We start from the raw sequence: 22,131 nt of genomic DNA on the forward strand, positions 1-22,131 counted from the left end.
AGTCGCCGAGAAGAGGACCTGTGAGCGACGACTTCCCGCCCGGAGTCACGACGACGATTCGGCACGCCCTGGTGTTCAACCTGAGGGATGGGCACCGACGCTACGGCGCCGACCTGCCCGCGATGGACCTCTACCCGGACATCATCAGGGCGCTCAAGTGGGTGCACGCAGAGGATCCGGACCGCGCTCACTGGCTGGCATGGAGTGCATTCGAGGACGTCAGCTCCCACGCCGAGGAGAACAACGGGCCACCGCTGGAGGCTGCCATCAGCTGCCTCCGCCACTCCCTCACCCGGGAAACCCCGCCCTTCGGCAGCTGGACCGAGGAAGAGGCGGACCGCTTCATCACCGCCGCCAGGACCAGGTCCTGACACTGCTCGACCAGGCCGTGGCCGCTCTCCTCACCGGGGAGCGGCCACGGCCTTTTTTCATGCCCGTGCACCGGTCGGACGGAATGAGCTAAGGTGCCCGGCCGCTACGTTCCGTTGCCGCACGTTGCGGTCCGTTACTGATCGACTCGTCCCCCGGAGGCCCTGTGTGAAGACCGCCGACGACAGCGAGGAATGGATGACCCGGGCGCAGTTCGCCGCCGCTCTACAGGTGCACGTGGTCACCGTGTCCCGCTGGATCACCAACGACCCCAGGATGCGGGTCAAACGCTTGGGACCGAACGGCCACCGGGTCCGTATCCATCGCTCCGAGCTGGACCGCGACCGGTCGGCCCCGAGCGCGGCCGCGCTGGAAATGCCGGCAGACGCCTGACCGCCACCCCTGCAACGATCACCCGTGAGGAAGCCCGTAGCGACGGGCGCACTCCCTGCTCGCTGGTTCTGGGCCGGAGCACCCTGCACACCGCAAGGACTCCAGCCATGCCCGACCAGCCTCCCGTCCCGTCCGTCACCCGAGGCGCGACTGCCGACACGTTCCTCGCCCTCCTGAACGGGCCATGGGCACGCGCGCTCCCCGGCTCGCTACGCCGCTCCCGGTTCCTCGCCTACCTCTACGGGCTGCACGCGCACGCCGACCAGGCCGGCCTGATCCGGTCCCGCGACGGGTGCGGCGACATCGCCGACAGCCTGGCCCGCGCCTCCTTCAGCAGCCTCACGGACGGCGGCCGGTTCTTCGAGGCCGCGCTCGTCGCCGGGGTCGTCGCTGAGCGGCAGCCGGGCCACTACGCACTCGTCACCGCCGTGACACCCGACTGGGAGGCGGCGTCCGCTGTCCTCACCTCCACCGACCTAGGGAGTGCAGCAGCATGACCCGACAGGCTAGCCCGCAGTCCACAGCCGGGCAGCAGGAACTGACGGCGTCCCTCGTGGCCGCCCTCTCCCGGCCGGAGTTCCTCAACCAGATCGCTGACGCGATGCTCGATTACTACGACGCCCGCACCGCTGCTTCCGTGACGGTTCCGGGTCCGGCCGCGCCCGTGCTGGACATCGCGTCGAACCCCGCGCAGACGAAGGCCGGGAACGTGTCCACACGGCCGCCAGGGCGCCCCGTAGCCCCGGCCCGGCCGATCTCCCTGCATGCGCTCCGTACGGTTGCCCAGCCACCCGAGGCGCCCTCCTACGCGCTGTGGTCCGTGGCCGGTGACGGCACCTGGAGGTGGGCCGCAGCCGACGTGATGGTGCCCACCGCCCCGGAGTGGGAGAGCCTCGCCGCCCACCTGGTCGCGAGCAGCCCGTTCAGGTCGCTGCACATCACGGCCGGCCTGCTCACGTCCGTCGAAGCGGCGACCCTGTTTCAGCACGACGGCCATGGCACGGAGTGGGTCAAGATCGTCGTCGACCGGCGCCTGCCCTCGCACCACGTGCGCCGTGTCATCGGGCACGAACTGGCGCACGTCGCCGACGAGACCGCCCGCGTAGAGCTGACCGCCTCCCTCGACACCTGGCGTTCCACCTTCACCCACCCGCACCGCTCAGCTCAGGCAGAGGCGTTCGCCTACCAGGCGGAGGAATGGGTCGAGCCGCACACCCGGGCCGCCGACCTGATCGCCGCCGCCCGACGCCACCAGAAGCAGCGCGGCCCGCGCCGCTGACCCCCCAGCCCTTCCACCCGGCCGTCCGGCCGGCATGGACACCACCGAACGGAGATCCCGCCATGCGCACCACCACCCCCGAACCGCTGTCCCGCACCTACAACAGGCGGAACACCGACGACCTGCTGAGCCTGCTCACCGACGCGGCACGCCACTACGGGCGGCGCCTCCAGGCGGAGGAGATCGCCGCCGCCGCATCCGTCCTGCAAGGCAGGATCGGCGGCCGTACACGCGCCACCGGTACCAACGACTCGACCGACCCGTCGCACGCCCTGCGCCAGCAGATTGACGCCGCCGGGGGCTTCCTGACGATCCCGCTCGGCCAGGCCCGCCACGCCCTGACCGGGTCGATCCGCCCGAAGGCCGCCGACGGAGCGCCCGTCTCCTCCCACCAGAGCCGCGCCAGTGCGGACCAGGTCCTCGACGAACTCGGCCTGGACATGTTCCCCAGCCGCCACATCACCGACACCCATCTACCGGTAGTCATCCACGAGGCCGGCCTGCCGGTCGCCGATCTGCTGGCCGCGCTCGCAGTTGGAGACGCGATCGAGGCCGACCGGCTCACGGAGGAGATCCGCACCGCGGCCGGACAGGTCGTCCTCACCGCGTAGACGCACCCCTGTACGGCCCGGGGCCACGCGTCCCGGGCCGTACGAACCCGTGCACTTGTCCGCCCCGAACGCCCCTGTGCCGCACCGAGAGGATCACCGCACCGTGACCAGGCCCGCCCCCGCCGCGACGATCGCCGGAAGCCGTCGCCCCGAACACAATCACTGCTGGCTCTGTGGTACGCCCGGCACCCCGAGAACGCTGCGCGCCGACGTCCACATGAACGGCCACCTCTGCCCACGCTGCTGGCAGTTCCAACCCAGAGGCCGTAACACCTGGTCTCGCGCCGCCTCCGCCCTCTGCATCGCCCTCGCCCTGCCCCGGGGGTGGCACGACAGCGGCCTCCGCACCACGTGGCTCCAGGACGCGGCTCAACAGCACGGCATCACCGCCTGGCACGACACCCAGGGCGTCCTGGCCCCGGCAGCGCCCTTCGACTGGATCCCCGCCCACGTCCTCACCGCGGCTGCCGCCGACCTGACAGCCCTCGAAGAGGAGTTCCAGCGCTCCCGCATCCCCCCGGACCGCAAAACCTGACGAAACCTGACAGAACCTGCGGAAACCCTGACACTCCTGACGGGTCCCCACCGCAGGATTTCCCCCAGACCGGGGGAGAGGGGGGCTACAGAACACTACGAAAGGGCTACATCCCAGCGCCGTACACCGGGATGTAGCCCTCACGATCCCGCTGGCCTGTGGCATGACCAGCGCTTTTCCTTGCGCATCCGCGCAGGTCGGAGGCCTACGGGCGGTGCGGCCGACCCTCCAGAACCCCGCCGTCGTCTAGTGGATGTATGGCACAACGAGGACACGATCGGCGTTCGACTGTCAGGGTGCCGATACGTATTCGTGCAGGTCAGACGCGCTCGGGTGTATACATCCGGTTTGCCCCTTGTAGTCCCGCCGCCGTGGAGGCCTGCGATGCCGTCCAAGCCGTTGTCCACTCGGGTGAGCCCGGACGTCCATGCCCGGCTACAGGAGATCGCTGGCCAGCGCCGGACGTCCCTCGCTGCCACGGCCGCCGATCTCCTCAGCGCCGCCGTCCAATCCCCGCAGGACAGTGCGCCCCACCCGGCCGACGGCGCACTGGTCGCCTCGGTCCTCCAGGCCCTCGAAGGCGTCACCGATCCGGCCGCCGTCGTGTGCCGGGAGACGGCCGTGGAGCTGGCCCGCGCCGTGGAGGGACGGGAGCGCGGCTACCAGGCCGCCGCAACCACACTGATCGAAGCGGCCGACAAGGCGTTGCGTGCACAGCAGCGCGCGGACTCGCCGGAGTTTGACCTCGGCAGTCTCTTTCCAGGCCTGTGACCGGCCCGGAGGGGTCGGAGCGTCGGCGCCCATACCTTCGCCGAAAGGCGGACCGTGAGTCCGTCGCGGCACAGCTCCGTGTCGAGTACGAGCGGAGCGCCTCGGTCTCGGTCATGGATCTCGCCAAGCGGCACGACATCAGCCGGAGCACCACCCAGCGACTTCTGCACGAGGCGGGTACCCGCATGCGGACGTCTACAGACAGCGCGCCCGCACTCCGGCCGGCCACCGCGGCCGACCTGGACGCGCTCGTCGACTCCTGGCTGGACGACGAGCCGTAGCCCGCGCATGAGTCGGCCTCCGCCCGATGGTGCCGGGCGGAGGCCGCTGTGCGTCCGGGACTAGGCAGGAACGTCTGTCGGTGCGGGCGGTGGTGCCAGGAGCAGCGTGACGCGCTTCGGGAGCCGCTTGGGGTCGACGGGGACCACGGCGAGCGCGGCCGTGCCGTCCATGTAGGCGGCGATCAGGGCGTCCACCAGGGCGCTCATGCGGCGCTGGCCCACGACGGACTCGGCCGCCTTGTACGTGGTGTCGGAGAGGGGGATGACGACGCGTCCGCGCTGCTCGGGGGTGTGGCCCCGGCTGTCCGGGATGTCGACGGTGACGTGTCCGGCCTGCCAGGCGCGCAGCAGCAGCTCGATCGTCAGGGGGACGGGCAGGACGTCGGTGGTGTCGGCGAAGGCCTCGTAGCGCCCGGTGTCGAGCCAGAGCTGTCGTCTGGTGGTCATGGCTGGCGGCCTTCCTGGCGGGGTCGTTTCACGCCGCAACTATACACCGATCCATGTGGGAAATTCCCCAAACTCCACACGAATCCGTGTAGAATTGATCTTGTTCACCCCTTCTCCACCAGGGGAAATGAGCGAGAGGCACACACCATGACCGCACTGAGACTCGCCACCTGCACCTACCAGGAGTTCACCCCGGACATGGGCATCCCGGTCCGTACGACTGTCGGCCGCCCCCGCTGGCGTCTCCCGTACGAGCTGGCCGGCCACGCGAAGACGCTGACCCCCACCCGCGACCTGCTCAAGATCGAAGCGGAAGACGCCTACGAGGCCGGCTACCGGGCGCTGCTCACCACGAGGGGCATCGACGCGATCCGCGCCGAACTCGAGGAGATCGCCGCACAGTACGAGTCGGGCCGACTCGTGTTCCTATGCTTCGACAAGCTGAGCGTGGCCAACAACTGGTGCCACCGCTCGTACGCCGCTCGCTACCTCAGCGAGCACATGGGCCTGACCATTCCCGAGCTGGGTGCCTGTACCGCCCCGGCCAGGCCCGCTCCTCGCCCGAAGGCCGTCGAACCCGCGAAGGTCAGCAATCAGCGGGAAGTCCTCGCCAACAAGGTCACGGAGACCCGCGCCCGGTCCAAGACCGTCCAGAAGGTCATCCCGATCGACCGGATCGACCGCGACCCGACCCAGCCGCGCAAGGTCTTCGATCAGGCGAAGCTGGAGGAGCTGGCCGGATCGATCAAGAAGCTGGGCCTCCTCCAGCCGGTCAGCGTGCGCTACGTCCCCTCGACCAAGCGGTATGTGCTCATCGCAGGTGAGCGCCGGTGGCGGTCCTCCCAGATGGCCGGCCTGACCGAGATGCCCGCGGTCGTGAACCACGGTGTGCAGGACGGCGACCGCGAGATCCTCGCCAAGCAGGTCGCCGAGAACGTCGGCCGCGCGGACATGACCCCGATCGAGGAGGCCGAGAGCTTCAAGCGGCTGACGGACGCCGAGTACACGATCGACGAGGTGTCCGAGATGGTCGGCAAGTCCGCCGCCTACGTCGGCTGGCGCATCGACCTCCTGCGCCTGTGTGAGCCCGCCCAGGAAGCCCTCAGCAAGGGGTACCTGACGGTTGGCCTCGCCTGGTACGTGAGCCTGCTGAACTGCGACAACCAGATGCGCTTCCTCACCCGGCACGCTCGGGGCGAGTTCAGGAGCGCCCGGGACGCCGAGGCCTTCGCTCAGGCGGCCCGCACGGAGGAGAAGCGACAGGAGGAGCAAGGCTCCTTCTTCGTCCTGGCCGACGAAGCCCCCACCGGCAAGACCGGCGCTCAGGACGCGCTTCCCGGCCCGCTGGACGTCCCCTCCGAGGAGCGCGAGCGGATCGCGGCCGACCGCAACGCCCTGGTCAGGAAGATCGACCGGCTGAGCGCGGCCGGAGAGATCCTGTCCGCCCTGGCGGGCGCCGACCCGGAGGGGCTGGCCCTCCTGCTCGCCGGCACCCCCGGCGGCGTCCCCGGACACGCGCAGCGGATGGAACACCTGCGGGACCTGACCCTGCGCGCCACGAAGAACCTGCGACAGGCACAGGCGATCGCCTCAGTCCGCGCGAGCGGTCTCCGGATCAACCCGGAGGCCGTCACCTCGTCTTCCGCCGCCTGAACACACAGCGGCCTCCAGCAAAGGGCAGCAACCCGCGCTGGAGGCCCACGCCCCAACCACCTGTGAAGTGACCAACCCGGCAGGCGGTGCAGCAACACCGACCCTGCCAGAACGGAACGCGCCATGAAGGCTATCCGCACCCTGCTCCGCACCGCTCGCACGGTCGGCGACTCCGTCCGATCGATCGCTGCCCCCGGCGCCCTGGTCCGCGCCCTGGCGGTCCGCCCGGACCGTGAGCGGATCGTTCCCGGACCGATCGTCGACGAGCCTCCGACCACTGAGGAAGTCGTCGCCGCCATCGAGGAGCACGAGAAGGCCCGCGAGCAGTACAACGCCGGCGGACGCGGCAAGCGCACGGCCCGGAAGATCCTGGACCGCACCCGGACCGGCGAGTACGGCATCTGGTCCGTCACCTGGATCCAGTCCAGCCGACGCGACTGGGACCGAGACGCCATCGCCGCGGTGTTCGCCGAACTCGGCAGGGAGATCCCGACCAAGCCGTCCGCGCCCACGCTCAAGCTGACCCGCGCCGAGCAGGTAACCGAGCTGCGCGCCGCGTAGCGCTCCGCTCTATCCGCCAGGGCCCGCACGACCACCACGGTTGTGCGGGCCCTCTCCATTTCCGCGTCCGACTGTCTATGGGGTTGAGGAATAGCCGAGCGAAAACCGGCGCTTGTACCCTGCGTGACGGCCACTGCAGATAGTGGCCCGTTATCTGCGGGAAGACTTCCGTGGATGCCTGGGGCCGATGCTCCGTCAGTCGCCCACCAGGGGCGACGAGGGCTTAGCGCACGATCTGACATGGATGTTCCTCAAGCCCCGTCTCGGTCAGTTGGACCAAGTCCGGGGCACTAGTACTCCTGCCGGCGGCGATCCGCTCGGCGGTATCAGGCCGGATGGCGCTTCGCCGGTCGTGCTGCTGAAGTCGATGGTGCCGCCGGAGAACGTCGCGTTGCTGAAGTCGATGATGCCGCCGGAGAAGAACGCGCCTCCGAAGTCGACCGTGCCGTCGGAGAACGTCGCGTGGCCGAAGTTCACCGTGCCGTTGGAGAACGTCGCGTGGCCGAAGTCGACCGTGCTGCCGGAGAAGAACGCCCAGCGGGAGTCGATGGTGCCGCCGGAGAAGTCCGCGCCGCCGAAGTCGACCGTGCCTCCGTAGAACCTCGCGGCACTGAAGTCGACCGTGCCGCCGGAGAAGGTTGCCCTCTTCAAGCCGATGGTGCCGCCGGAGAAGACCGCGCCTCCGAAGTCGACCGTGCCGCCGGAGAACGTCGCGAGGCCGAAGTCGACCGTGCCGCCGGAGAAGGTTGCCCTGTTGAAGTCGACGATGCCGTCGGAGAACGTCGCTCCTCCGAAGTCGACCATGCCGCCGGAGATGACCCTGCCGCTGAAGAAGACCGCGCCACCGGAGAAGACCGCGCCGCCGAAGCTGACCGTGCCACCGGAGAAGACTGCGCCGCCGGAGTCGACCGTGCCGCTGAAGCTGACCGTGCCACCGGAGAAGACCGCGCCGTCGAAGCTGACCGTGCCACCGGAGATGACCGTGCCACCGGAGTTGACCGTGCCGCCGAAGTTGACCGTGCTGCCGGAGAAGACTGCGTCGCTGAAGTCGACGCTGCCGCCGGAGAAGACCGCGCCGCTGAAGTCGACGCTGCCGCCGGAGAAAACCGCGCCGGAGAGGTCTCCGCCGTCGAAGGTAACGCTGGTGAGGTCGAAGCCGTGGCCCTGCCAGGAGTGCGGGTGCTCGGGGTCCAGGCGTAGGTGGTCGCGGATGACGCGGATGACGGTATGCCGGACTTCCCGCAGGGCCAGGTAGGCACGCCGGGCGTCCGCTTCGTCCGGCCGCAGTTCGGACTCTGCGGTGTACGGCAGGCGCAGGTAGGCGCAGAGCACGTCGATGCACGTCTGGCGCAGCTCCTCGGTGGGGGCGTCGTCGGCGAGTCCGGCCAGGGAGTGCACTCCGCCGAGGCGGACCGCAGCGGAGTCGTCGCCGAGCTGGGAGACAGCCGTGGTGAAGCGTTCGGTGTGCAGCCGGGTCGCCTCGCGCAATGCGCCGTCCTCGTCGACCCGCTGGCGACGATAGGCGACGACCAGGGCGACCAGGGCGCCGGCGCCAGCCACCACGCCGAAGGAGAGTTTCACCAGGTCGAAGAGTGTCTTGGAGTCGATGCGGCGCTCGGGCTTGAGCCCCCGGGCGCCGAGCAGGTCCCACCCGGCGTAAAACACCGCGGCAGCCACGAGGACTGCGGCGGCGAAGGTCAGGACTAGGACTGTGCCGACCGGCCAGAGGCGCAGCCCGCGCCGTTCCGTGCGACGCCGGGGCGAAGGTGTTCCCATACCCCGTCAAGACTGTGGTGGCGTGCCGCCGGTTGCACGCGGTGGTTCTGTCGTGGGTTGCAAGCGGCTCTAGTTCAGCGGCGCACGGGCCAGTGGTTGAACTAGAAACAAGGTGTCGATGTGAACCTCACGGCCCTTACTGCGCTCCGTCGCGCCACGGCTGGTAGTCGGCGGCCGCCGTGGCGGTTAGCCGTCGAACCCCCGGGCCATGTGCTTGATCCGCCACTCCCGCAGCGACACGACGCCGTCCGGCACCGGGTCGTCCTCGTGCGGCCTGCGGTGCCGTGCAGGAGGCGGCGGGGGAGCCTGACGGCAGCTCGACCACATGGGGTCGCAGCACGTACAGCCCGGACCCGCCGGGTTGTCGTAGTCCACCGGCCTCCGGTGCCGTCCGTTGCCCGCGTGATCGTCCATGCCGGGTCCAACGACCGGAGGGCCGGAGGGCTATCGGGTGTTGCGATCCGCTTCCGTCCGTTGCGGTGCGTTTCGGTCCGCTACGTGTCTAGCGTCGGATAACCTCTCCTTATCCGACGCCAGATAGAAGACCGGGGAATCGCTCGATGGGTGAGTTGCGGACCGACGTTCTGTACGCCGTTGATCTGTTCACGGAGGGTCAGCCATGGCCCGTCCGAGTCCTCGACACACGCCGCTGGACTTCGACGTCATCCCGGGACCAGTCGGGCTTCGTATGGCGGCTCAACCGCATCGGCGAAGCCCCCGGTTCCCCGTTGGACACCGACTACGGGATCGCCTGCCTGTACTGGTCTCCCACCGACCCCGAGCCGGACGGGCCGGCGCTGCTCGACTACCCATGGGAGCCGCTCCCGGAGGACCCGGAAGAAGCAGGCGCCGAACTCACCCGCCGCGCGAAGGAGTCCGGCCCTGGATACTCCTCGGTATGGCTGTGTCTGCGCCCGATTGCACGTCGGCGCGTCAGCGCACGATGGGTAGAGCCCGCTCAGCGAGAGGCGTGGACGCAGGCCAGTGCACGTCTGACCGCCCTGGGGCTGGGCTCGGTGCGGTACGGCGGCCCGGGTGACCACGCGCCCATCACGCTGGATCAGCTCACCGCCCTCCTGGACCGAGCCGAGCAGGCGGGTGCTCAGTGAGTGTGGCAACGCTGGCGGCCGGGCTCGCCCCTACCGAGGAAGCCTCCGATCCACGCGCCGTTCTGCTGGAGCGGTGGGCGCAGCGCCACGGCGTCGACACCGCGCAGCGACTTGCCGCCGCCGAGGATCTGGCGGACGCCGTCGCCCGGGAGATCACCCCGGCTAACACCCGGGACACCTACACGAAGTCGTGGCGCGTCTGGGAGCGATACACCACCGCGCAGGGTCTTCCGGTCACGGAGGGGACGCGCGGCTCCCTGGTGACGTTCGTAACGTGGATGCTGCGCGAGGGACAGGCTAACGGAAAGGGCTACGCCCCGTCGTCGGCGGGCACGCACCTGGCGGGCGTCGTCGTCGGCTTGCGGGAGCGCGGCTGCGTGGTGACTCGGGACGATCAGGCAGCCGCGCGCAAGGCGCTGGACGGCCTCGCCGTGAAGCTGTTGCAGGAGGGCGAGCGGCGAGGCCGGGGCCAGGCGGCGGCCGCCGAGGTCGCCGACCTCTACCGGGTGGTCCGCGCGTGCCCCGACACCCTCGCCGGGGACCGGGACAAGGCGCTGATCCTGACCGGTTTCCACTACGCCTCGCGCTCCCAGGACCCCGCTGGCCTGCTGTCCGGCGACGTCGCCCTGGTCTCCCGCGGCCTGGTCGTGTCCGTCCTCACCGGCAAGACCAAGCACTCCGTGCGGGACGCCAAGATCAACTATCAGGACGACCCGGAGATCTGCCCCGTGGAGGCATGGAAGGCGTACCGCGCCCGGCTCGCCTCCGAGGCCGAAACCCGGTGGTCGCAGCCGGACGCTCCCGCGTTCGTCGGCATTGACCGGCACGGCAACGTCACCGGCGGCATGGTCCCGGACTCCGTGACGCGGGCGGTGAAGCGGATCAGCGCCCGTGCCGGGGTCGCGCTCTCCTGGACCGGCCACAGCTTGCGCATCGGCCTCGCCACGACCGGCCGGAAGAAGGGCAAGGATGCTGTGGCGATCGCCGACCAGGGCGGTTGGGCCCGGCACTCCCGTTCCATGAACGGCTACTTCCAGCGGGTCGATGGCTGGGAGGACAACGCCACGGCCGGTCTGACCTGATCTCCCATCCTCGACGACACCGCGACCGGCGGGGCCCTGCGGACGATGCCGCCGGGCCCCGACGGTCTATGCGGCCGTACGGTCAGCCGCGGTCCTCGTACGAGTCGACGAGATCCTGGTACTCGTTCTGCTGGAACTTCCAGCCGGGGCGCTCATAGACCGGCGGCATGTAGTAGCAGGTGTCACAGCAGGTCTTGACCCACGGCATCCCGCCCCAGTCCAGACCGACCCAGACAACGCGCTTGCGGCCCGGGGACGGGCAGGTCTGGCAGGTGACCGATGCTTCCTGGATGGCCCGGCGGATTACCGCCCGCGCCTCGGGGCGCTGGTTGTACGGGAACCTCTTCCAGCACAGGTCGCCGAACTTCTCCTCCCAGTGCGGGTTGGGGTGGCCGGGCCAGACCTCGCGCAGCTCGCGCTCCGCCCGCAGGATGATCGGTGCCCAGCCCGCGCCGTCCGCGCCGAACATGTTGTGCACGACGAACGGCCGGCGGACAGGCCGGGTCTCGGCACGGAGGGCGGTCGTGTAGTTCTCGCCGGTCGCGGCCTGTCGCTGGCGGGCCCGCTGCGCGGCGGTCGACGGGTTCTTCTTCGGCATCTCTGACGCTCGCTCCTGGCGGTCCCCACGCTCCCGCCGGACGAAGAATGCCGGAGGGGTGCGGGCTCCCGCAGGAACCTTGGCCGGTCGATCACCTGCGGCGTGGGCGCGGGGTGTCGGCGGGCGGCGTACGCATCTAACCGGGCGAGAGCGTATCGCGACGCAGACGTGGCGCGAGACGACTTCCCGGGGTCCTCCGCATGTTCCTGGCGGGTAGCTTCCTCGATCGAGCACCCCTGACCATGGTCGTTTTCAGCGCAGCCGCCGTAGCGGTGCTCCCCAAGATCGAGGTCGCGGGTCGCGTCACGGAGGCGGCCGGTTCGCTGGTGCCTCGCGGTGCACCCTTTGTCGCGGGTCTATGACGACGATGGGTTCTCAGACCGCAACCTTCCGTTCTGGGAACCGACATTGAGGCGGCGTAGCTGCGCGTTGACCTGCTATTTCGGCGGGTCAGGGTCCTGCTTGGTGGTTTTGGTGGTCTGGATCTACCAGTGCCTCCGGCGCCGGTGACGAGGGAGTGCGGGATAGGCGCTCGCAGTTCGTCCGGGCCACGGGGCTGGAGGCATTCTCTTCTCGGGGGCACCGTCGGGGTGCCGGTGGAGGGGAGCGAGGCCATGGCCGAGCGTGTGATGACCCGGGAAGAGTCGATCGAGTACTTGTTGGGGCGCTCCCGACGCAAGGAGGAAGTGTTCCCGATACGCCGGGAGTTCGTTCAGAAGAGCCACATCAATAGTCTGCCCGGAGATCTGAGCACTGGGCCGGGGCCCCTGTCCAAGTTGTTGCGGGCCCCCCACGCCCTGGAGCTGCTGCTGCTGGTCTACGCCGTCACCACCGGCAGCGACTTCGGCGTCACCGAGCGCTCGCAGCTCTGGGCGCGAGCGGCCGGCATCTACATGCGTCCCGACAAGGGGGCGAGCGTGGCCGTCTCCCGGCAGTGGGAGCACCTGGAGAAACTGGGCCTGATCGAGCGGAGGCAGCACGGCCGCCTCAAGCGCATCGTCAAGCGCCACGAGATCGGACGGGTCGGGGACATGACGTTCGACTACGCCATCCCCACCGGCACCAAGAGCGATGTCTACTTCCGGGTCCCCTTCGCCTACTGGCGCGAGGACTGGCACGTGAAGCTGAACATGCCCGGCAAGGCCGTCCTGCTGGCCGCGATGAGCAGGCGGAAGGAATCCTTCACCCTGCCGCAGGACACCCGCGGCGCCCGGGCCCTGGGCCTGGGCCGCCACACGATGGCGCGGGGCATCGAGGACCTGCTGAAGCACAAGCTGCTGGTCAAGATGGGGCCCGACGAGGTGATGGACGCGCGCACCATGCGCGGCTTCGACCTGGTGCACACCTACCAGCTGGCCAAGCCGTTCAACATCAACCTGAGCAAGGCCGAGGTCGAACGACTGGAGGCCGAGGAGCGCGGCCCGCTCGCGCCGCAGGACGGCGCCGACATCCAGACCGGGCAGCCGGGATGACCGCCGCCGACCACCTGCGTCCGCGAAGCCGAGGACCACCGGACACGTCCGCCGCCCCGACCACAACGACGAACGACAAAGGAGGGATGAGGAGCAATGAGGAGGACATTCCGCCGACGCGAGCGGCAGCAGCCGAAGGCCAAGTACGGCCGGTTCGTGCGCTGGTCGATGACCGCACGCGGCAGATTCGCCTGGCACGCGCTGGACACCGTGCTGCTGGCCGCGCCGGTGCTGCTCAGTCTGTGGGCCGGCCCTCGATGAGGGACCGGCCCCTGGCTACCCGATCCGAGGGTCCGTGCTCGCTTTCGCAGGGCAAAGACGCGGGCCTCCGGTCATGAAGGCAGCCGCGGTGAGGGTCTATCCGGCCCTCACCGTTCGGCCAGCGTAACCCCGGGCATTCGGCGTGCGGCAGCGGCAGCAGGTATCCGCGGCCGGCTGATTCCCCGGGAAGACCTGGCATGACGGATCAGTATCAGCGCGCGAGGTAGCCCGACCCTGCACGAACGAGGGGCTCGCCGGCATAACCACGGCGGGGCCCTTTCCGCGTACGTTCTAGCCTTGGCCAAAGGTGGTCCTGCCGCTTCCCTCGGCAGGACCACTCTCACGTTCGGCTAGAACACCCCCGTGAAGTCCCTCAACACCATGAACAGGGTGTACAGCGTGACCAACGCGACGAAGATGAGGTCTCGCAGGCGCTCGCCTCTCAACAGGTAGTGCTTGGGCCACCACCGCGGATAGTGACCGGCATTCCGCCCCTCACGGCGCTTGTTCTCCTTCAGCACCTCCTTGTGCATGGCGTGATGGGCCTCTTCCATGCCCTGGTCGTGGACCTTGCGGCGGTGGTTCTCCCACGCCTCACGCCATGCCTCCTCGAAGTCCGCAGCTACCCTGGGGCCCCCGATACCGAGACCCAGCGCATAGGCCGTCGTTAGCTTCGGGTACGTCTTTCCCTTGAAGGTGGCGCTGATCGTGCTGGTCGTCAGCGTCGCCTCTGCACCGCACTCAGCGGCCTGCTCGATGATCACCTTGTACTTGGGTTTGCCCTCCTTGACGTACACGTGCCTGATGTACGCCTGGAAGCCAGCACGGTCCAGCCCCTTGAAACGATCACTCTCGGGCTCGTCAGACATCGGTCCCCCCGCCGTCCCCGCCGAAGATTTCGTGAGCCCAAGAGACTAGGCCGCGGAAGGCGCCTGCGCATGCGCCGCTTATCGCTGACCTGATGGCCTTCCTCGCGAAGCTCTCGGGCTCCGGAGAGGTCTCCTGCTCGTTTTGCCGGGTCGGCTGTGCCGGGGCGGTCGCCTCGGTTTCCTGGCTCCCCTGAGTGGGGTCGACGTTGTTCATGGGGACGACATTGAGGCCCTATGTGGACCCCCGTCACGTTTCGGGATTCCAGCGACCCAGGACCGGATTCCCGTGCTCTGTACGGGATTTCAGGACGCCCGCACGGGATTCCCGCGCTACTCGATCCACCAGCCACCTGCGGAGCAGGACACCAACTGAGGCAACGTCAGGCTGGGATCAGTCGACGGTATGGGCAGTTGCCCACGAACGGAAGGGGTCCGGCGGCATCACCGCGGGCGAGTTCCTCGCTGCACTTGCGGAGCGAGGGCGAACCCCCGCCAAGAGGCGGGAGCGCCCTGACTAGGGGCCCGGGTGGGCCGTAACCTACCGGACCGTTCCCGCGCCTGCTCTACGCGTCGGCCCTGGCCTATGCAGGGGAGGGCGCAGCGCCGGGCGTCTGAAAACTGTCGAGGTGATTGCCGACCTCGTCCAGATTCAATGCCGCAGACGCCATCACCGAGAACAGCGTCAGCTCCCGGACGAGATTGACACGAATGTCGACGGCCGCCTGCAGCGCCTGCTGCCTGCCGTCGTCGTCCAACGACTCGTCGTAGATCGCCGACACGGCGCTCGCAAGTCTGTATGGGATACGGCACAGCTCCGCGGCCTGGCTAGCGACTGCCTGCGGCCCGTCGATCATCACCGTGTTGCGAGCCGTATCGATCTCGCCAGCGGCTTCGGCCATCTCCGCGAGGTGTTGGACGATTTGGCCGGTCAACCGAGCTCCGTCGATTCTGTCGTCTCGCGTCGCCTGGACCAGTGTCGACACCGCCTGCATGAAGGCGATGTACGTCGCTCGACGGTTTTCCAGGCGCCTGCCCACGTGATCCACGTACAGCTGCGTGCGGGCCTGTTCCTTCGACTGATCCAGCTCCCGGCGCTTGCTGTGCGCTGCTATTCGGGCTTGCCAGGTCGTACCTATCAGCGTCAAGGAGGCGCCGAGGCCAGTGCCAACGACGCCTACTACGGCCGTGATGATCTGAGTTCTCATTGCCTGCGACTACCAGCCCCGAGCCCACCACTCCTGAATGTGCGGGCGTTCCGCTCCGAGGGTGCTGTCGTTGCCGTGCCCGGGGTAGATCCAGGTCTCATCTGGCAGGGTGAACACCTTCTCCTCGAGCCCACTCATCAGGCTTTGAAAGTCCTCGGGTCGTGTTGTCCGGCCAGGCCCGCCCGGGAACAGGCAGTCCCCGGTGAACACATGAGGGTGCCCGTGCGGGTCGTCGTAGACGAGCGCGATCGAGCCCGGCGTATGGCCCACGAGGTGACGCGCGGTCAGTTCGACCTGCCCCACGCGGATCGTGTCGCCGTCGCCGACCAGGACATCGGTCGGCACGGGGATGCCGTCGGCGTCCTCGCGGCCCGCGTACGTACGCGGGCGCGTGGCCGTCACGACCTCGGCGAGTGCCTGCCAGTGGTCGCCGTGCTGGTGGGTGGTGACGACGGACGCGATGCCGTCGTCGCCGATCGTGCCGAGCAGGGTTTCCGCGTCGTTGGCCGCGTCGATCAGCAGCTGCTCGTCCGTTGCCCGGCAGCGCAGCAGATAGGCGTTGTTGTTCATGGGCCCGACCGCGATCTTGGTGATCATCAGGTCCGTGAGCTCGTGCACATCCGCCGGTCCACCGACCGTCACCTCGCCGCTGTACGTCATGGCGGTCACCCTATAGCGGGGGCAGCGACGGCAAGGAGCCGCCGTCCACCGTCAGGCCGGACCCGTCACGGCGTCCGCAGAGCCAGCCGAGGAGGTCGACGGGGCTTCCGGTGACGGTGACTTCGGGCTTGTCGGCCGGCCGGCCCGTGCTCCACGCGTGCGTGCCGTCGGTGAGGTGTGCCGACGGCACATCCGGGTGCCCGTCGAACCGCTCGACCAGGAAGGCGATCTCCCGCTGGGTGAACTCCTCCGGCAGATCCTCCAGTCCGTACCCGATCCCCAGGTCCACGTGATGCAGCTCGACCTCGACCCAGCGCCGGAACGGGATCCGGGACGCGGAGTCGACGACCCCGTTGCGCAGCTCCACGGTGCGTGACCAGTCCGCGGGAGCGGCACCCGCGTCCTGGAAACGGGCCCCGCTCGCGCGCACGTCGGCGAGCTGGACGTCGAGGGGCCGAGGGGCGTCGCGCTCGATGTCGGAGTCGCGGACGCTCGCCGTCGCGTACATGGGGCGGCCCTCCAGGACGTTCACGAGGGCGTCCGCGTTCCGGGCGAGGTGGGCGAGGACGTGGCCGCGGCTCCAGCCGGGAAGCCGTGACGGCTCGGCCACGGAAGCGTTGTCCAGTCCGGCGGCAGCGGTGAGCACTCGCTCGGTCGCATCACGTACAGAGGCCAGGTCATGAGCGTGATCAATCATGCTGCTGACCCTAGTCCCGCCACACCTTTGGGTGAAGGTGGTGAAGCAGTGCCGTAAATCGAATGCACGTGCTATATCGTCGGGTGCGGCGTCGGGCATGCTGGAAGGCCGGAGGTTGTTATGCCTCGGCCGGGATTCCGACCGGCGTTGTCAGTGGCTCCCCCTAGTCTGAGAACGACGGGGGCCCCGCCCCTGTCACTTCTCTCAAGAAAGGTGCGGACCGGCGTGGCCGACCGTCTCATCGTCCGTGGCGCGCGCGAGCACAATCTGAAGAATGTCTCGCTCGACCTTCCACGCGACTCGCTCATCGTTTTCACGGGCCTGTCCGGGTCGGGCAAGTCCTCCCTGGCCTTCGACACGATCTTCGCCGAGGGTCAGCGGCGCTACGTGGAATCGCTCTCCTCGTACGCCCGCCAGTTCCTCGGCCAGATGGACAAGCCGGATGTCGACTTCATCGAGGGTCTCTCCCCGGCCGTCTCCATCGACCAGAAGTCGACCTCGCGCAACCCGCGCTCGACGGTCGGCACCATCACCGAGGTCTACGACTACCTGCGTCTGCTCTTCGCGCGCATCGGCAAGCCGCACTGCCCCGAGTGCGGCCGGCCCATCTCGCGCCAGTCGCCGCAGGCCGTCGTCGACAAGGTCCTGGCACTGCCCGAGGGAAGCCGCTTCCAGGTCCTGTCGCCGCTGGTGCGCGAGCGCAAGGGCGAGTTCGTCGACCTGTTCGCCGATCTCCAGACCAAGGGCTACAGCCGCGCGCGCGTGGACGGCGAGACCATCCAGCTCTCCGAGCCGCCCGTCCTGAAGAAGCAGGAGAAGCACACCATCGAGGTGGTCATCGACCGCCTCACGGTGAAGGACTCCGCCAAGCGCCGTCTCACCGACTCCGTGGAGACCGCCCTCGGCCTGTCCGGCGGCATGGTCGTGCTCGACTTCGTCGACCTCCCCGAGGACGACCCCGAGCGCGAGCGCATGTTCTCGGAGCACCTGTACTGCCCGTACGACGACCTGTCCTTCGAGGAGCTGGAGCCCCGCTCCTTCTCCTTCAACTCGCCCTTCGGCGCCTGCCCCGAGTGCTCCGGCATCGGCACGCGCATGGAGGTCGACGCCGAGCTGATCGTCCCGGACGAGGACAAGTCGCTCGACGAGGGTGCCATCCACCCCTGGTCGCACGGCCACACCAAGGACTACTTCAGCCGCCTCATCGGCGCCCTCGCGGACGCGCTGGGCTTCCGCACAGACATCCCCTTCGCGGGCCTCCCGCAGCGCGCCAAGAAGGCCCTGCTGTACGGCCACAAGACGCAGATCGAGGTCCGGTACCGGAACAGGTACGGACGCGAGCGGGTCTACACGACGCCCTTCGAAGGCGCCGTGCCCTTCGTCAAGCGGCGGCACGGCGAGGCGGAGAGCGACGCCAGCAGGGAGCGCTTCGAGGGCTACATGCGCGAGGTGCCCTGTCCCACCTGTCACGGCACGCGCCTGAAGCCCGTGGTCCTCGCGGTCACGATCATGGACAAGTCGATCGCCGAGATCTCCGGGATGTCCATCAGCGACTGCGCGGAGTTCCTGGGCGGGATGAAGCTCGACGCCCGCGACAAGAAGATCGCCGAGCGGGTGCTGAAGGAGTGCAACGAGAGGCTGCGCTTCCTGGTCGACGTCGGCCTCGACTACCTCTCGCTGAACCGCGCGGCCGGCACCCTCTCCGGCGGCGAGGCCCAGCGCATCCGCCTGGCCACCCAGATCGGCTCCGGCCTCGTAGGCGTTCTCTACGTCCTCGACGAGCCGTCCATCGGCCTGCACCAGCGCGACAACCACCGGCTGATCGAGACCCTGGTCCGGCTGCGCGACATGGGCAACACGCTCATCGTCGTCGAGCACGACGAGGACACCATCAAGGTCGCCGACTGGATCGTCGACATCGGCCCCGGCGCGGGCGAGCACGGCGGCAAGGTCGTGCACAGCGGCTCCCTGAAGGAGCTGCTCGCCAACGACGAGTCGATGACCGGGCAGTACCTGTCCGGCAAGAAGGCCATCCCGCTGCCCGACATCCGGCGCCCGCGCGACCTCTCCCGACAGCTCACGGTGCACGGCGCCCGGGAGAACAACCTCCAGGACATCGACGTCTCGTTCCCCCTGGGCGTGTTCACCGCGGTCACCGGCGTCTCCGGCTCCGGCAAGTCGACCCTGGTCAACGACATCCTGTACACGCACCTGGCCCGCGAGCTGAACGGCGCGAGGAGCGTGCCGGGGCGGCACACGCGCGTGGACGGCGACGACCTCGTCGACAAGGTCGTGCACGTCGACCAGTCGCCCATCGGCCGCACCCCCCGGTCCAACCCGGCGACGTACACCGGAGTCTTCGACCACGTCCGCAAGCTGTTCGCCGAGACGACCGAGGCGAAGGTGCGGGGCTATCTGCCGGGCCGCTTCTCCTTCAACGTCAAGGGCGGCCGCTGCGAGAACTGCGCGGGCGACGGCACCATCAAGATCGAGATGAACTTCCTGCCGGACGTCTACGTCCCGTGCGAGGTGTGCCACGGCGCGCGCTACAACCGGGAGACGCTGGACGTCCACTACAAGGGCAAGTCCATCGCCGACGTCCTGAACATGCCGATCGAGGAGGCCACGGAGTTCTTCGAGGCGGTCCCCGGGATCGCCCGCCACCTCAACACCCTCAAGGACGTCGGCCTCGGCTACGTCCGGCTCGGCCAGTCCGCGACCACCCTGTCCGGCGGCGAGGCCCAGCGCGTCAAGCTCGCCAGCGAGCTCCAGCGCCGCTCCACCGGCCGTACGGTCTACGTCCTGGACGAGCCCACCACCGGCCTGCACTTCGAGGACATCAGCAAGCTCCTCACGGTGCTCGGCGGCCTGGTCGACAAGGGCAACACGGTCATCGTCATCGAGCACAACCTCGACGTGATCAAGGTCGCCGACTGGGTCGTCGACATGGGCCCCGAGGGCGGCGCGGGCGGCGGTCTGGTCATCGCCGAGGGCACCCCGGAGCAGGTCGCCGCGGTAGGGGCCAGCCACACCGGCAAGTTCCTGCGCGAGATCCTCGACGCCGACCGGATCAGCGACGGGGCGCCGGTGAAGGCCCCGCGCAAGGTGGCCGCCAAGAAGACAGCCGCCAAGACGGTCGCTGCAAAGACGGCGGCGGCGAAGACAAGCACCGCCGCCAAGAAGGCCACGCCCGCGAAGAAGGCGACGCGAGCCCGCAAGGCCTGACCGGCACACGGCAAGAAACACGAACGCGGCGCCCTGCGGGAACTTCCCCGCAGGGCGCCGCACTTGGTGGCGCGATCGGCCCGCCACCGCCGAACACCCGCTACAGGACGCCCAGTTCAGAGGCGTACGGCGGTTCAGCCCCCGCCCGTGAGCATGTGATCGCCGCTGCCCGCGCCGCGAACTTCAGCAGCTGGGTCCAGCCGTCGCGGCCCAGGACGGCCATCCCCTCCGCCGACAGCGCGTTCCGCCGGGACAGGCCGTGCAGCAGCGCCGCGTTGACGGTGTCGCCGGCGCCGATCGTGTCCACGACGTCGACCTTCTCGCCCGGCACCGGGTACACCGTGCCGTCCTGGGTGAACGCGGCGAGGCCGTCGCCGCCCTGGGTGATCACGACGGCCGAGGGACCGGCGTCCAGCCACTCGCGCGGGGTGCCGCCCAGCCACAGCGCGTCCTCCTCGGACAGCTTGAGGAGCGACACGTACGGCAGCCAGCTCTTGAAACGCGCCCGGTAGGCGTCCGCGTCGGGGATCAGGCCAGCCCGGATGTTCGGGTCGAGCAGGGTGAACACGCCCTGCGCGAACGCGGTCCGCATCAGTTCCTCGTAGGCACTCGCGCCCGGCTCCAGGACGAGCGAACAGGTGCCGAAGGACACCGCCTCGGTCTCGGCGGGCAGCGCCGCGGGCACGGAGAAGAGCCGGTCGGCGGTGCCCTCGACGTAGAAGGAGTACGTGGCCGAGCCGTGCGCGTCGAGCGTGGCGACCGCGAGGGTGGTCGGCTCCGGGCCGCGCTGCACGTCCAGGACGTCCACGTCGGCCTGCCGCAGCCCGGCGAGCAGGGACTCGCCGAACGCGTCGTGGGAGACGCGGGAGCAGAACGCGGTGGGGGAGCCGAGGCGGCCGAGGGCGACGGCGGTGTTGTACGGGCCGCCGCCGAGCGCCGGCTTCAGGGCGGCGAGGGCTCCCGTGCCCTGCGGCACCAGGTCGATGAGGGCCTCACCGGCTACGACGATCACGAGGCGGTTCCTTCCTTGGACTTCTCGGGCTGGTCAGGGCAGCCACAGGAGGTGCGGTGGACGAAGGTGCAGGGCAGGCGCAGGACGCGGGCGGGCCGGTCCGGCGCGGCGAGCCGGTCCAGCAGCAGCCGTACGGCCTGGGCGCCGATCTCCCTGCTGGGCTGGGCGATCGCGGTCAGCCGGGGCTCGAAGAGGTCCGCCCAGGCGAAGTCGTCGAAGCAGCACAGCGCGAGGTCGCGGGGGACGGACAGACCGCGCTCGCGCAGGGCGCGCAGGGCGCCGATCGTCATCGCGTTGTTGGCGGTGACCAGGGCCGTGGGCGGGGCGGCGCGGGACAGCAGCTTCTCGGTGGCCCGCTCGGCGGCGGCCGACTCGGAGTCGCCGTGCGTCAACAGCCGCTCGTCGTAAGGGAGTCCGGCGGCGGCGAGGCCGTGGCGGTATCCGGTGATCCGTTCGCGGGTGGTGCTGAGCCCGGGCAGGCCCGCGACGAGGCCGATGCGGCGGTGGCCGAGTCCGGCGAGGTGGGTGACGAGATGGGCCATCGGCTCGACGTTCTCGGCGCACACCTGGTCGACGGGAGGCGTGTCGTCCGAGGGCGCCTCGACCACCCGGTCCAGGAACACCGTCGGTACGGAGTGCCGGCCCAGGTAGGCGACCAGGGCGTCCGGGGCCGCCGACGGGGCGACGATCATGCCGTCCACCCGGCGCTCGTGCAGGAGTTGGACGACCTTGCGCTCGTGCTCCGGGTCGTCGTGCGGATCGGCGATGAGCAGGCTGTAGCCCTGTTCCAGGGCGCCGGCCTCGACGCCTTGGAGGATCTCCGTGAAGTACGGGTTGCTGATCGCCGACACCGCGAGGCCGATGGAGCGGGTGCGGGACGTGACCAGCGAGCGGGCGAGGGTGTTGGGGGTGTAGCCCAGTTCCTCGATCGCGGTCAGCACGGCCTGCCGGGTGCCGGGCAGCACCGGACGGGTGTCGTTCAGGACGTGCGAGACGGTCGCGACGGACACACCGGCGCTCCGAGCGACGTCGACCATGGTGGCCATCGCGGATCCCCCTCCCCGAGGTGCGTGCGCTGGGCCTTCTGGGCGGGAACGTATCCCATCCGGCGCTCGACGTAAACGCTTGCGCAAACGTTTACGTACGGTGAGTGCCCGGTCGGTGAACCCTCCTCAAAGCGGGCGGAACCGCGCGAGTATCGTCGCCCTGGACCGATCTCTGGACCGACCTCCGAACAGCCTGAACAGCGCGAACAACTGGAGACC

25 protein-coding genes are annotated in these 22,131 nt (G+C 69.3%); 15 read left to right on the forward strand and 10 right to left on the reverse strand.

The genetic code is table 11. The features are described 5' to 3' along the window. The first annotated feature begins 20 nt into the window (after nucleotides 1-20). The 8 genes from OG714_RS38295 to OG714_RS38330 all read left to right on the forward strand — a co-directional run bounded on the left by OG714_RS38295 (nucleotide 21) and on the right by OG714_RS38330 (nucleotide 4,239). Complete coding sequence (locus OG714_RS38295) at nucleotides 21-371, forward strand: hypothetical protein (RefSeq protein WP_406128011.1); 351 nt, start codon at nucleotides 21-23, stop codon at nucleotides 369-371. A 166-nt stretch (nucleotides 372-537) separates the two neighbouring features. After that, complete coding sequence (locus OG714_RS38300) at nucleotides 538-762, forward strand: hypothetical protein (RefSeq protein ID WP_406128012.1); 225 nt, start codon at nucleotides 538-540, stop codon at nucleotides 760-762. Between the two features lie 107 nt (nucleotides 763-869). Beyond that, a complete protein-coding gene (locus tag OG714_RS38305) occupies nucleotides 870-1,259 on the forward strand; it encodes a hypothetical protein (protein WP_406128014.1) in 390 nt (129 codons plus the stop codon). Next, nucleotides 1,256-2,041, forward strand: coding sequence for a hypothetical protein (locus OG714_RS38310; RefSeq protein ID WP_406128015.1), 786 nt, complete (start codon nucleotides 1,256-1,258; stop codon nucleotides 2,039-2,041). The genes OG714_RS38305 and OG714_RS38310 overlap by 4 nt, the downstream gene beginning before the upstream one ends. A gap of 62 nt (nucleotides 2,042-2,103) precedes the next feature. Beyond that, nucleotides 2,104-2,652: a hypothetical protein gene (locus tag OG714_RS38315; protein WP_406128017.1), complete on the forward strand. Its 549-nt coding sequence runs from the start codon at nucleotides 2,104-2,106 to the stop codon at nucleotides 2,650-2,652. A 103-nt stretch (nucleotides 2,653-2,755) separates the two neighbouring features. Next, nucleotides 2,756-3,187 (forward strand): hypothetical protein, encoded by a 432-nt coding sequence (locus OG714_RS38320; protein ID WP_406128019.1) that lies wholly within the window; start codon nucleotides 2,756-2,758, stop codon nucleotides 3,185-3,187. 384 nt (nucleotides 3,188-3,571) lie between these two features. Beyond that, complete coding sequence (locus OG714_RS38325) at nucleotides 3,572-3,958, forward strand: hypothetical protein (RefSeq protein WP_406128021.1); 387 nt, start codon at nucleotides 3,572-3,574, stop codon at nucleotides 3,956-3,958. 113 nt (nucleotides 3,959-4,071) lie between these two features. Continuing rightward, a complete protein-coding gene (locus tag OG714_RS38330; RefSeq protein WP_406128022.1) occupies nucleotides 4,072-4,239 on the forward strand; it encodes a hypothetical protein in 168 nt (55 codons plus the stop codon). Between the two features lie 60 nt (nucleotides 4,240-4,299). Here the strand turns inward: OG714_RS38330 and OG714_RS38335 are convergent, their stop codons facing one another. Further along, nucleotides 4,300-4,686 carry a hypothetical protein gene (locus tag OG714_RS38335; RefSeq protein WP_406128024.1) on the reverse strand — a complete coding sequence of 129 codons (387 nt, stop codon included), beginning with the start codon at nucleotides 4,684-4,686 and terminating at the stop codon, nucleotides 4,300-4,302. Between the two features lie 147 nt (nucleotides 4,687-4,833). Between OG714_RS38335 and OG714_RS38340 the strand changes: the two genes are divergently transcribed. Next, nucleotides 4,834-6,339: a ParB/RepB/Spo0J family partition protein gene (locus OG714_RS38340; protein WP_406128026.1), complete on the forward strand. Its 1,506-nt coding sequence runs from the start codon at nucleotides 4,834-4,836 to the stop codon at nucleotides 6,337-6,339. Between the two features lie 123 nt (nucleotides 6,340-6,462). Beyond that, nucleotides 6,463-6,900 carry a hypothetical protein gene (locus OG714_RS38345; protein ID WP_406128028.1) on the forward strand — a complete coding sequence of 146 codons (438 nt, stop codon included), beginning with the start codon at nucleotides 6,463-6,465 and terminating at the stop codon, nucleotides 6,898-6,900. A 267-nt stretch (nucleotides 6,901-7,167) separates the two neighbouring features. Here the strand turns inward: OG714_RS38345 and OG714_RS38350 are convergent, their stop codons facing one another. After that, entirely contained in the window at nucleotides 7,168-8,676 is a 1,509-nt protein-coding gene (locus OG714_RS38350) for a pentapeptide repeat-containing protein (RefSeq protein WP_406128030.1), read from the reverse strand. A 186-nt stretch (nucleotides 8,677-8,862) separates the two neighbouring features. Further along, a complete protein-coding gene (locus tag OG714_RS38355) occupies nucleotides 8,863-9,090 on the reverse strand; it encodes a hypothetical protein (protein WP_406128031.1) in 228 nt (75 codons plus the stop codon). A gap of 146 nt (nucleotides 9,091-9,236) precedes the next feature. On the opposite strand from OG714_RS38355, the gene OG714_RS38360 reads away from it, so the two are divergent. Together OG714_RS38360 and OG714_RS38365 are read left to right on the forward strand one after the other, a co-directional pair. Then, on the forward strand, nucleotides 9,237-9,785 hold the full coding sequence (locus OG714_RS38360; protein WP_366091836.1) for a hypothetical protein: 549 nt from the start codon (nucleotides 9,237-9,239) through the stop codon (nucleotides 9,783-9,785). After that, entirely contained in the window at nucleotides 9,782-10,867 is a 1,086-nt protein-coding gene (locus OG714_RS38365; RefSeq protein WP_366091835.1) for an integrase, read from the forward strand. The genes OG714_RS38360 and OG714_RS38365 overlap by 4 nt, the downstream gene beginning before the upstream one ends. An 82-nt stretch (nucleotides 10,868-10,949) precedes the next feature. Here OG714_RS38365 and OG714_RS38370 read toward each other — a convergent pair whose 3' ends face one another. Beyond that, a complete protein-coding gene (locus tag OG714_RS38370) occupies nucleotides 10,950-11,465 on the reverse strand; it encodes a hypothetical protein (RefSeq protein ID WP_366091834.1) in 516 nt (171 codons plus the stop codon). A gap of 614 nt (nucleotides 11,466-12,079) precedes the next feature. On the opposite strand from OG714_RS38370, the gene OG714_RS38375 reads away from it, so the two are divergent. Both OG714_RS38375 and OG714_RS38380 read left to right on the forward strand, forming a co-directional pair. Beyond that, on the forward strand, nucleotides 12,080-12,937 hold the full coding sequence (locus OG714_RS38375; protein ID WP_366091833.1) for a hypothetical protein: 858 nt from the start codon (nucleotides 12,080-12,082) through the stop codon (nucleotides 12,935-12,937). A 96-nt stretch (nucleotides 12,938-13,033) separates the two neighbouring features. Then, on the forward strand, nucleotides 13,034-13,198 hold the full coding sequence (locus OG714_RS38380; protein WP_366091832.1) for a hypothetical protein: 165 nt from the start codon (nucleotides 13,034-13,036) through the stop codon (nucleotides 13,196-13,198). A gap of 350 nt (nucleotides 13,199-13,548) precedes the next feature. Here OG714_RS38380 and OG714_RS38385 read toward each other — a convergent pair whose 3' ends face one another. From OG714_RS38385 to OG714_RS38400, 4 genes are all read right to left on the reverse strand, one after another. Beyond that, nucleotides 13,549-14,067, reverse strand: a complete 519-nt coding sequence (locus OG714_RS38385; RefSeq protein ID WP_366091831.1) for a hypothetical protein — start codon at nucleotides 14,065-14,067, stop codon at nucleotides 13,549-13,551. A 581-nt stretch (nucleotides 14,068-14,648) separates the two neighbouring features. After that, nucleotides 14,649-15,272, reverse strand: coding sequence for a hypothetical protein (locus tag OG714_RS38390; protein ID WP_406128034.1), 624 nt, complete (start codon nucleotides 15,270-15,272; stop codon nucleotides 14,649-14,651). Between the two features lie 9 nt (nucleotides 15,273-15,281). Next, complete coding sequence (locus OG714_RS38395; RefSeq protein ID WP_406128035.1) at nucleotides 15,282-15,932, reverse strand: MBL fold metallo-hydrolase; 651 nt, start codon at nucleotides 15,930-15,932, stop codon at nucleotides 15,282-15,284. A gap of 10 nt (nucleotides 15,933-15,942) precedes the next feature. Continuing rightward, nucleotides 15,943-16,629, reverse strand: coding sequence for a maleylpyruvate isomerase family mycothiol-dependent enzyme (locus OG714_RS38400; RefSeq protein WP_406128037.1), 687 nt, complete (start codon nucleotides 16,627-16,629; stop codon nucleotides 15,943-15,945). Between the two features lie 225 nt (nucleotides 16,630-16,854). Between OG714_RS38400 and uvrA the strand changes: the two genes are divergently transcribed. Continuing rightward, nucleotides 16,855-19,854, forward strand: a complete 3,000-nt coding sequence (gene uvrA, locus OG714_RS38405; RefSeq protein ID WP_406128039.1) for an excinuclease ABC subunit UvrA — start codon at nucleotides 16,855-16,857, stop codon at nucleotides 19,852-19,854. A gap of 100 nt (nucleotides 19,855-19,954) precedes the next feature. On the opposite strand, the gene OG714_RS38410 is transcribed toward uvrA, so the two are convergent. Together OG714_RS38410 and OG714_RS38415 are read right to left on the reverse strand one after the other, a co-directional pair. Then, the gene (locus OG714_RS38410) at nucleotides 19,955-20,866 is read right to left on the reverse strand and encodes a carbohydrate kinase (protein WP_406128041.1); all 912 of its coding nucleotides are present in this window, start codon (nucleotides 20,864-20,866) and stop codon (nucleotides 19,955-19,957) included. Then, nucleotides 20,863-21,912, reverse strand: a complete 1,050-nt coding sequence (locus tag OG714_RS38415; RefSeq protein ID WP_406128042.1) for a LacI family DNA-binding transcriptional regulator — start codon at nucleotides 21,910-21,912, stop codon at nucleotides 20,863-20,865. Before OG714_RS38415 ends, OG714_RS38410 begins: the two co-directional genes overlap by 4 nt. Nucleotides 21,913-22,131 lie beyond the last annotated feature (219 nt).

Origin of the sequence: Streptomyces sp. NBC_00989 (assembly GCF_045162655.1) — a bacterium.
Classification (GTDB): Bacteria; Actinomycetota; Actinomycetes; order Streptomycetales; family Streptomycetaceae; genus Streptomyces.